Origin of the sequence: Methylobacterium sp. Leaf87 (assembly GCF_001422775.1) — a bacterium.
Taxonomy (GTDB): domain Bacteria; phylum Pseudomonadota; class Alphaproteobacteria; order Rhizobiales; family Beijerinckiaceae; genus Methylobacterium.
This window is the reverse complement of sequence record NZ_LMMI01000007.1, coordinates 171,829-179,287: the sequence shown is the minus strand read 5'-3', so window position 1 is coordinate 179,287 and position 7,459 is coordinate 171,829. Positions and strand designations below refer to the sequence as shown.

Annotated in this window: 3 protein-coding genes; 2 read left to right on the top strand and 1 reads right to left on the bottom strand. The window is 69.8% G+C overall.

Going from position 1 to position 7,459, the window contains the following annotated elements; translation table 11 throughout:
- Nucleotides 1-172: 172 nt before the first annotated feature.
- On the top strand, nt 173-2,182 hold the full coding sequence (locus ASF22_RS06760; protein WP_056262660.1) for a PhoX family phosphatase: 2,010 nt from the start codon (nt 173-175) through the stop codon (nt 2,180-2,182).
- Between the two features lie 275 nt (nt 2,183-2,457).
- Nucleotides 2,458-4,512, top strand: coding sequence for a DNA topoisomerase IV subunit B (gene parE / locus ASF22_RS06755; protein ID WP_056168368.1), 2,055 nt, complete (start codon nt 2,458-2,460; stop codon nt 4,510-4,512).
- 151 nt (nt 4,513-4,663) lie between these two features.
- Here parE and topA read toward each other — a convergent pair whose 3' ends face one another.
- The gene (topA, locus tag ASF22_RS06750; RefSeq protein ID WP_056262657.1) at nt 4,664-7,435 is read right to left on the bottom strand and encodes a type I DNA topoisomerase; all 2,772 of its coding nucleotides are present in this window, start codon (nt 7,433-7,435) and stop codon (nt 4,664-4,666) included.
- Nucleotides 7,436-7,459 lie beyond the last annotated feature (24 nt).

Genomic DNA, 7,459 nt, shown 5'->3' with positions numbered 1-7,459 from the left:
AGTTCGGCTCGTACTAGGACCCGACCGGCGCTCCCTCGGAGCGCCACCGGACTCCCGTCATCGTGAGAAGCCCGGCCGAAAGGCCGGGCTTTTTCGTGTGCGCGGGACCGTCACGCCGATGCCATGGGCGGTCGCTAGGAGGCGTGTTTTCCAGGATTCACGGAGCCGATCGATGACGCAGCCGACGCGAACCCGCTCGCAGGCGGCCGAGGCCGCCGAGGATGCCGGCTCGAACACCAGCCCCAATGCCACCTTCGGGGATGTCGTCGCCGCGCGCTTCGACCGGCGCGACCTGCTGCGCGGCCTCCTCGGTGTCGGCGCCATCGCCGCCGTGGTGACGCCCCGTGCCCTGGCCGCAGGGGAGGCCCGAGCCGCCCAAGGTCTCGCCGCTCAAGGTCTCGCCGCTCGGGATCCGTCGCCGACGCGCTTCCCCTTCGCCGAGATCGAAGCCGGTTCGGATACGCACCATCACGTGGCGGCGGGGCACGACGCCGAGATCCTCATCCGCTGGGGCGACCCCGTGCTGCCGGGCGCCCCGGCCTTCGACCCACGCAACCAGTCGGCCGCCGCGCAGGGGCAGCAGTTCGGCTACAACAACGACTTCGTCGGCTACTTCCCCATGCCGGGGGCCGCCGACCCGGCCGCCCACGGGCTCCTGGTGGTCAACCACGAGTACACCAACGAGGAGCTCATGTTCCCCGGCCTCGGGCGCCAGGACATCCGGGACGTGGCCTTCGCGGGGATGACGAAGGAACTCGTCGGGATCGAGATGGCGGCCCATGGCGGCTCGGTCCTCGAGATCCGGCGCACGGACGGCCGCTGGGCCGTGGTGCCGGATTCGCGATACGCCCGCCGCATCACCGCCGAGACGCCGATGGTGCTCACCGGCCCCGCCGCCGGTTCCGAACGGCTGAGGACCGCCACCGATCCCAGCGGCCGCGCCGTCCACGGCATGATCAACAACTGCGCCGGCGGCACGACCCCGTGGGGCACGTGGCTCACCTGCGAGGAGAACATCAACTACTACTTCTCGGGCGCCCTGCCGAAGGATTCCGCCGAGGCCGCCAACCACACGCGCTTCAACCTGCCGAACTCCGCCTATGCCTGGGGCCGGTTCCACGAGCGCTTCGACATCGGAGCGACGCCCCACGAACCCAACCGCTTCGGCTGGGTGGTCGAGATCGATCCGTTCGATCCGACTTCCGTCCCGAAGAAGCGCACCGCCATGGGCCGGTTCAAGCACGAGGGGGCGGCCGGCATCGTCGCCAGGCAAGGACAATACGTCGTCTACCAGGGCGACGACGAGCGCTTCGACTACGTCTACAAGTTCGTCACCGCGGGCCGGGCCGATAGCGGCGACCGCGACCTGCTCGATGCCGGCACGCTCCACGTCGCCCGGTTCGACCCCGACGGGCGCGGCGCCTGGATGCCCCTGGTGTTCGGTGAGGGACCTCTGACGCCCGCCAACGGCTTTTCCAGCCAGGCCGATGTGCTCATCGGCGCGCGCCTGGCCGCCGACCGTCTCGGCGCCACCAAGATGGACCGCCCGGAGGACGTCGAGGCCAACGCGAAGACCGGCAAGGTCTACGTGATGCTGACCAACAACGGGAAGCGCAAACCTGATCAGGTCGACGCCGTGAACCCCCGCGCCGACAACCGCTTCGGCCACATCGTCGAACTCACCCCCGACGACGGCGACCACGCCGCTCTCGGGTTCGCCTGGGAGATTCTGGTGCGCTGCGGCGATCCCGCCATCGCGGCGGTCGGGGCGACCTTCTCGTCGGCCACCACCAAGGACGGCTGGTTCGGTATGCCGGACAATTGCGCCGTCGACGGGCAGGGACGCCTCTGGGTCGCCACCGACGGCAACTCGGCCTCGCGCACGGGCCGGGCCGACGGCATCTGGGCCATGGAGACGGAGGGGCAGGGGCGCGGAACGGGCAAGCACTTCTTCCGGGTGCCCTGCGGGGCCGAGATGTGCGGCCCCTACTTCACCCCCGACGACACCACCTTCTTCGTCGCCGTCCAGCATCCAGGCGAGGCCGACGAGGACGATCCCAAGGCCGCGCCCGCCACCTTCGAGGCACCCTCGACCCGCTGGCCGGACTTCGATCCGGCCCTGCCGCCGCGCCCGGCCGTGGTGGCGATCACCAGGCACGGCGGCGGGCGCGTCGGCACCTGAGTCTCGAATCGACCCCGGCCGGAAAGGGGTTCCCGCGACCGTCAGCCCTTCTTAACCAACCCCATCCCATGCAATGGGGTATCCTGCCCTGCAGGGCAGGGGGTGTGCGGCCCTTAGGGCAGGGGACCGTACCCCTGCCCCGAGGGTGAAGGCCCCTTTCTGTTTCCGGTTTGTTCCGGTATGGTCAGAGGATGAAGGCGAATGCTGCACGGTCCCCCTCTGCGATCCGGTCCGCGAAGCCCGCGGCCGTGCCATCCCCTGCGCGGAGCGATCCGGTGAGCGACCCCGCCCGCGACCTTTTCGCGAAGGGCAAGGTGCCCGCGCCCAAGCCGGCCGAGCGTCGCAAGCTCGAGGCTGCGATCGTCCCCGCGCCCTCGCCCGCCCTCTCGGCGGAGGCCGGCTACGACGCCTCCACCATCGAGGTGCTGGAAGGCCTGGAGCCGGTGCGCCGCCGCCCCGGCATGTATATCGGCGGCACCGACGAGCGCGCCCTGCACCACCTCTTCGCCGAGGTGATCGACAATTCCATGGACGAGGCGGTGGCGGGCCATGCCAGCTTCATCGAGGTGGAGCTTGAGGAGAGCGGCCACCTCGTGGTGACCGACAACGGGCGCGGCATCCCCGTCGACCCGCACCCGAAATACCCCAACAAGTCGGCGCTGGAGGTCATCATGACCGTCCTTCACGCGGGCGGTAAGTTCGATTCGAAGGTCTACGAGACCTCCGGCGGCCTGCACGGCGTCGGCATCTCGGTGGTCAACGCCCTGTCCGACGAGCTCGAGGTCGAGGTCGCCCGTGCCCAGACCCTCTACCGCCAGACCTTTTCGCGCGGCCACGTTCAGGGGCCCCTGGAGACCGTTGGCCGGGTGCAGAACCGGCGCGGCACCCGGGTGCGCTTCCATCCCGACCCGCAGATCTTCGGGGCGCTGAAGTTCGATCCGCGCCGCCTGTTCCGAATGGCCCGCTCCAAGGCCTACCTGTTCGGCGGCGTCGAGATCCGCTGGCGCTGCGCCCCCGCCCTGCTGGAAGGGATCGACGACGTGCCGGCCGAGACCGTGCACCGCTTTCCCGGCGGCCTGCGCGACTATCTCGCCCGCGATCTCGAGGGCAAGGAACTCGTCACCGACGCGATCTTTTCGGGCAAGATCACCAAACCGGGCGGCCACGGGTCCCTCGAATGGGCGGTGGCCTGGATGGTGGTCGACGACGGCATCTCGGCCTCCTACTGCAACACGATCCCGACGGCGGAAGGCGGGACCCACGAGAGCGGCCTGCGCGTCGCCCTGCTGCGGGCCCTGCGCGAGCACGCCGAGCGCGTGAACCAGGCGAAACGCATGACGGCGGTCACCACCGACGACGTGATGGCGACCTGCGCCTCGATGCTGTCGGTCTTCATCCGCGAGCCGGAGTTCCAGGGCCAGACCAAGGACAAGCTCGCCACCGTCGAGGCGTCCCGCATCGTCGAGACGGCGATCCGCGACGCGTTCGACCATTGGCTCGCCGCCTCGCCGGCCCAGGCCAACAAGCTCCTCGACTGGGTGATCGACCGGGCCGAGGAGCGCCTGCGCCGTCGCCAGGAGAAGGAGGTCGCCCGCAAGTCCGCCACGCGCAAGCTGCGGCTCCCGGGCAAGCTCGCCGATTGTTCCAAGGCCGGCATGGCCGGCTCGGAGATCTTCATCGTCGAGGGCGACTCGGCCGGCGGCTCGGCCAAGCAGGCGCGCGACCGTGCCAGCCAAGCCATTCTTCCGTTGCGCGGAAAGATTCTCAACGTGGCCTCGGCGAGCCGGGATAAGCTCGGTGCCAACCAGCTCATCTCCGACCTGACCCAGGCGCTCGGCTGCGGCACCGGCAACGCGTTCCGCCTGGAGGACCTTCGCTACGAGAAGGTCATCATCATGACCGACGCCGACGTCGACGGCGCCCACATCGCCTCGCTGCTGATCACCTTCTTCTACCGGCAGATGCCCAAACTCATCGACAAGGGGCACCTCTACCTGGCGATCCCGCCGCTCTACCGGCTGACCCACGGTGCCAAGACGGCCTATGCCCGCGACGACGCCGACCGGGAGCGGGTGATCAAGACCGTGTTCAAGGGCGCCAAGGTCGAGATCGGCCGCTTCAAGGGTCTCGGCGAGATGATGCCGGCGCAGCTGAAGGAGACCACCATGGACCCGAAGAAGCGCACGCTCCTGCGCGTCGGGGTCCTGGAGGATGCCCGCGTCTCCACGGGGGACGCCGTGGAGCGCCTCATGGGCAACAAGCCCGAAGCCCGCTTCGCCTTCATCTCCGAACGCGCGGCCTTCGCCGACGGGGCCGAGCTGGATATCTGATCCGGCTCCGGGCCGATCGCCCGGAGCGAAGGGGCTCCGGGTCTTGAAGGGCATCGCCCTTCGCGGGTCCAGGGCTGGCCCTGGACATCGTGTCGGGATCTGCCCGGCACCCGCCGAAGGGATGATCCCTTCGGAAACCCGGAATCCCGGATCAGGCCTTCTTGGCCGCCGCCTTGCGCGGGGGCGCGGGTTTGGCCGCTTTGGTGGGGGCCTCGGCGTCGGCCTTCTTCGCGGGGGCCTTGCGCGTCACGGTTTTCTTCACCGGCGCGTCGCCCGCGTCGTCCACCTTTTTCGCGGCTGCCTTCTTCGCCGGCGCCTTCTTGGCGGTGGCCGACTTCGCCGACGCCTTGCGGGCCGGGGCGCGCTTCTTGCCGCCGCCGCCCGACGCCTCGCGGGCGGCGATGAGCTCCAGGGCCTGGGGGAGGTCGATGTCCTCCGCCGCCTGGGTCTTCGGCAGAGTCGCGTTGGTGGTGCCGTCGGTGACGTAGGGGCCGTACTTGCCCGATTTCACCACGATGGGCTTGCCCGTCTCGGGGTGGTTGCCGAGCGCCCGGCCCGGATCGGCGGCGGGCCCGCGCCGGCCCCCGCCCTGCTCCTTGGCGACGATGATGTCGATGGCCCGGTTGGCGCCGATCTCCAGCACGTCGTCGTCGCGGCCGAGATTCGCGTACATCTTGCCGTGCTGCACGTAGGGCCCGAACCGGCCGAGATTGGCCAGGATCGGCTCGCCGGTCTCGGGGTGTTTCGCCACCTCGCGCGGCAGGGACAGCAGCTTGAGGGCCTTCTCCAGATCGACGCTCGACGGGCTGAGGCCCTTCGGGATCGAGGAGCGCTTGGGCTTGGCCGCCTCCTTGTCCGTCGAGGCCTCGCCGAGCTGCACGAACGGGCCGAAGCGGCCGTCGCGCACGGTGACGGCGAGCCCCGAGACCGGATCGGTGCCGAGCACCCGCGTGCCGGGCTGGCCGCCGTTCTCCGACGAGCCGTCGCCGTCGCCGTCGACGCCAGAGGCGGCGAGCTGGCGGGTGTACTTGCACTCGGGGTAGTTCGAGCAGCCCACGAAGGCGCCGAACTTGCCGAGCTTGAGCGAGAGCTGGCCGGCTCCGCAGGTCGGGCAGGTGCGCGGGTTCGAGCCGTCGGCCTTCTCGGGGAAGATGTGGGCGCCGAGCAGGTCGTTCAGGGCGTCGAGAACTTCGGTGACGCGCAGTTCCTTGGTGCCCGCGATGGCGGCCGAGAAGTCCTTCCAGAAATCGCGCAGGACCTCGCGCCAGTCGATCTCGGCGTTGGACACCCGGTCGAGCTGGCCTTCGAGGTCGGCTGTGAAATCGTACTCGACGTAGCGCTTGAAGAAACTCTCGAGGAAGCCGGTGACGAGGCGGCCCTTGTCCTCGGCCACCAGGCGCTTCTTCTCGATTTTCACGTATTCGCGGTCGCGCAGGGTCTGCAGGATCGCCGCGTAGGTGGAGGGCCGGCCGATGCCGAGTTCCTCCATGCGCTTGACGAGGCTGGCCTCGGAGTAGCGCGGCGGCGGCTCGGTGAAGTGCTGGGTCGAGGCGATGCGCTCGCGCTTGAGGGCGTCCCCGGCCTTCATCGGCGGCAGGCGACGGCCGTCCTCGTCCTCCTCGTCGTCCTTGCCCTCCTGGTAGAGGGTGAGGAAGCCGTCGAACTTCACGACTTGCCCGGTCGCCCTGAGGTCGAGCCTGCGCGGGCCGACGCTCGCCACGATGTCCACCGTGGTGCGCTCCAGTTCGGCCGATTCCATCTGGCTCGCCACCGTGCGGGTCCAGATGAGTTCGTAGAGCTTGGCCTGCTCGGCATCCACCGTGCGGGCGACGGTCTTGGGCAGCCGGCCCATGTCGGTGGGGCGCACGGCCTCGTGGGCCTCCTGCGCGTTCTTGGCCTTGGTGCTGTACTTGCGCGGCGCCCCCGGCAGGTAGCGCTCGCCGTATTCCTTGGCGATCACCTGCCGCGCGTCGGCGATGGCTTCGGGCGCCATGTCGACGCCGTCCGTCCGCATGTAGGTGATGAGACCCACGGTCTCGCCGCCGATCTCGACGCCCTCGTAGAGCTTCTGGGCCGCCCGCATGGTCTGGGCCGGGGCCATCCCGAGCTTGCGCGAGGCCTCCTGCTGCAGGGTCGAGGTGGTGAAGGGCGGCGCGGGGTGGCGCTTGGCCGGCTTGGCCTCGACGCTGCCGACGGAGAACGTCGCGAGTTCGAGGTCGCGCTTGAACGCCGCCGCCTCTTCGCCGGTGCCGACGTCGAGGCGCTGGATCTTCCGGCCGTCCGCGCCCGTGAGCCGGGCCTCGAACACCGCGCCGGTGTCGGTCGTCAGGGTCGCGACGAGGGACCAGTACTCGCGCGGTTTGAACACCTCGATCTCGCGTTCGCGCTCGCAGACGAGGCGGAGCGCCACGGACTGGACGCGGCCGGCCGAGCGGGCGCCCGGCAGCTTGCGCCACAGCACCGGCGAGAGGTTGAAGCCGACGAGGTAATCCAGCGCCCGGCGGGCCAGGTAGGCGTCGACCAGGGCCTGGTCGATCTGGCGCGGGTTGCGCATGGCGGTGTCCACCGCCGCCTTGGTGATGGCGTTGAAGGTCACCCGCTCCACGTGCATGCCCTTCAGGGCGCGCCGGGCGTTGAGCGCCTCGACCACGTGCCAGGAGATGGCCTCGCCTTCGCGGTCCGGATCGGTGGCGAGGATCAGGCCGTCGGCACCTTTGAGCGCCTTGACGATGTCCGAGACCCGCTTCGAGCCGCGCTCGTCGAGCTCCCACAGCATGTGGAAGTCGGCTTCCGGATCGACGGAGCCGTCCTTGGCCGGCAGGTCGCGGATGTGGCCGAACGAGGCGAGGACCTCGTAGTCGCGGCCGAGGTACTTGTTGATCGTCTTGGCCTTGGCCGGCGACTCGACGACGACAACTTTCATGGAGGGATTCCGAGCCTCTCGAGA

Bases quoted from the DNA above. Each gene is read 5' to 3' on its own strand.
- ASF22_RS06760 (WP_056262660.1), top strand. From the start codon at position 173: ATGACGCAGCCGACGCGAACCCGCTCGCAGGCGGCCGAGGCCGCCGAG.
- topA (WP_056262657.1), bottom strand. From the start codon at position 7,435: ATGAAAGTTGTCGTCGTCGAGTCGCCGGCCAAGGCCAAGACGATCAAC.